The 1,049-nt window shown below is 39.2% G+C and carries 3 protein-coding genes; all 3 read left to right on the top strand.

Translation table 11 applies throughout. From position 1 onward, the window contains the following. The first annotated feature begins 65 nt into the window (after positions 1-65). The gene (tnpA, locus tag KDU71_RS22760) at positions 66-407 is read left to right on the top strand and encodes an IS66 family insertion sequence element accessory protein TnpA (protein WP_212193432.1); all 342 of its coding nucleotides are present in this window, start codon (positions 66-68) and stop codon (positions 405-407) included. 9 nt (positions 408-416) lie between these two features. Then, entirely contained in the window at positions 417-767 is a 351-nt protein-coding gene (gene tnpB, locus KDU71_RS22755; RefSeq protein ID WP_212193431.1) for an IS66 family insertion sequence element accessory protein TnpB, read from the top strand. A gap of 70 nt (positions 768-837) precedes the next feature. Further along, the coding region (locus KDU71_RS22750) for a hypothetical protein (protein ID WP_212193430.1) at positions 838-1,049 on the top strand (212 nt) is incomplete at its 3' end.

Below are 1,049 nucleotides of genomic sequence, written 5' to 3'. Positions count from 1 at the left end.
GTAACCATTCGGCCTGATACATATTGCCAACTTTATTCCGGCGACCTAGTTTTGAAACAAAAACTATGCGCATAATCGAGTCAAGTTTTCGGGAGTTATATGAGGAATATTTATCATCAGGATTAACGGTTCGTGATTTTTGTGCCAATCAAGATTTTGCAGTATCTACATTTTACCGTTGGCAAAAGCTTTTAAGAGAAACAGAGCAACCCAAAGAGTTTGTGCCTTTAGTGATGGAGCAACAACCTTTGGTTAAATCAGCTAGTCATCCTTTTCTTTCAGTTAGTGAAGGAAAAAGTGAAATCCAAGAGAATGAACTAGAGTTTACCTTTCCCAATGGAACTAAGTTACAACTCAGAGGTCACGTTGACGCAGCATTATTAAAAACAATTGTTCACCTGTATTGATTGTAGCCTATGTTTCATCTACACGGGAAGCTGCAATACTTCCTTTACCCGGCACCAGTTGATATGCGCAAAAGTTTTTATACACTCAGCGGCATTGTAACATCAGTTATGAATCGCAATGTGCAGGATGGTGAGGTGTTTATCTTTGTCAATCGCAACCTGACCATTATGAAAATATTACACCTGGAGCATGGTGGTTTAGTCATCTATCACAAGAAGCTTGAGAACGGAGTTTTTAAGCTGCCAACTTTCGATGAGATGGTCTCATCCCAACCAATTGCCTGGCAAGATTTGATGGCGATTGTAAGTAATGTAAAACCCATACAAAGAAGATTAAAAAAACGTTGTAAAATCACCTAAAACTTAAGGTTCATTTTTGGCTGTACCTCTTGATTTTAGTATCTTCAAGCACATAATCACAAGGGAGTAAATGAGCCAAAATTCAGATAACGAAAAACTAATTGAACAGCTGCTTCAGGAGCGTGACGAGATGTACTGTGAGCTCTCGCGTTTACGTCAGGCAGATGAAGGTTATGTGGAGGCTCTTAAGGCGCAAAACAAGGCGTTAGAAGCCAAAATCAACAAACAGGACGAACTACTTCATAAAAAGGAAGAGCAACTCAATAAACTAACTGACCAACT

It is taken from the genome of Carboxylicivirga sediminis (assembly GCF_018156225.1).
Taxonomy (GTDB): domain Bacteria; phylum Bacteroidota; class Bacteroidia; order Bacteroidales; family Marinilabiliaceae; genus Carboxylicivirga; species Carboxylicivirga sediminis.
Note: the sequence above shows the minus strand (reverse complement) of the source record. Positions and strands in the feature narration are given on the sequence as shown.

Coding starts and splice junctions, on each gene's coding strand:
- tnpA (WP_212193432.1), top strand. CDS start 66: ATGCGCATAATCGAGTCAAGTTTTCGGGAGTTATATGAGGAATATTTA.
- tnpB (WP_212193431.1), top strand. CDS start 417: ATGTTTCATCTACACGGGAAGCTGCAATACTTCCTTTACCCGGCACCA.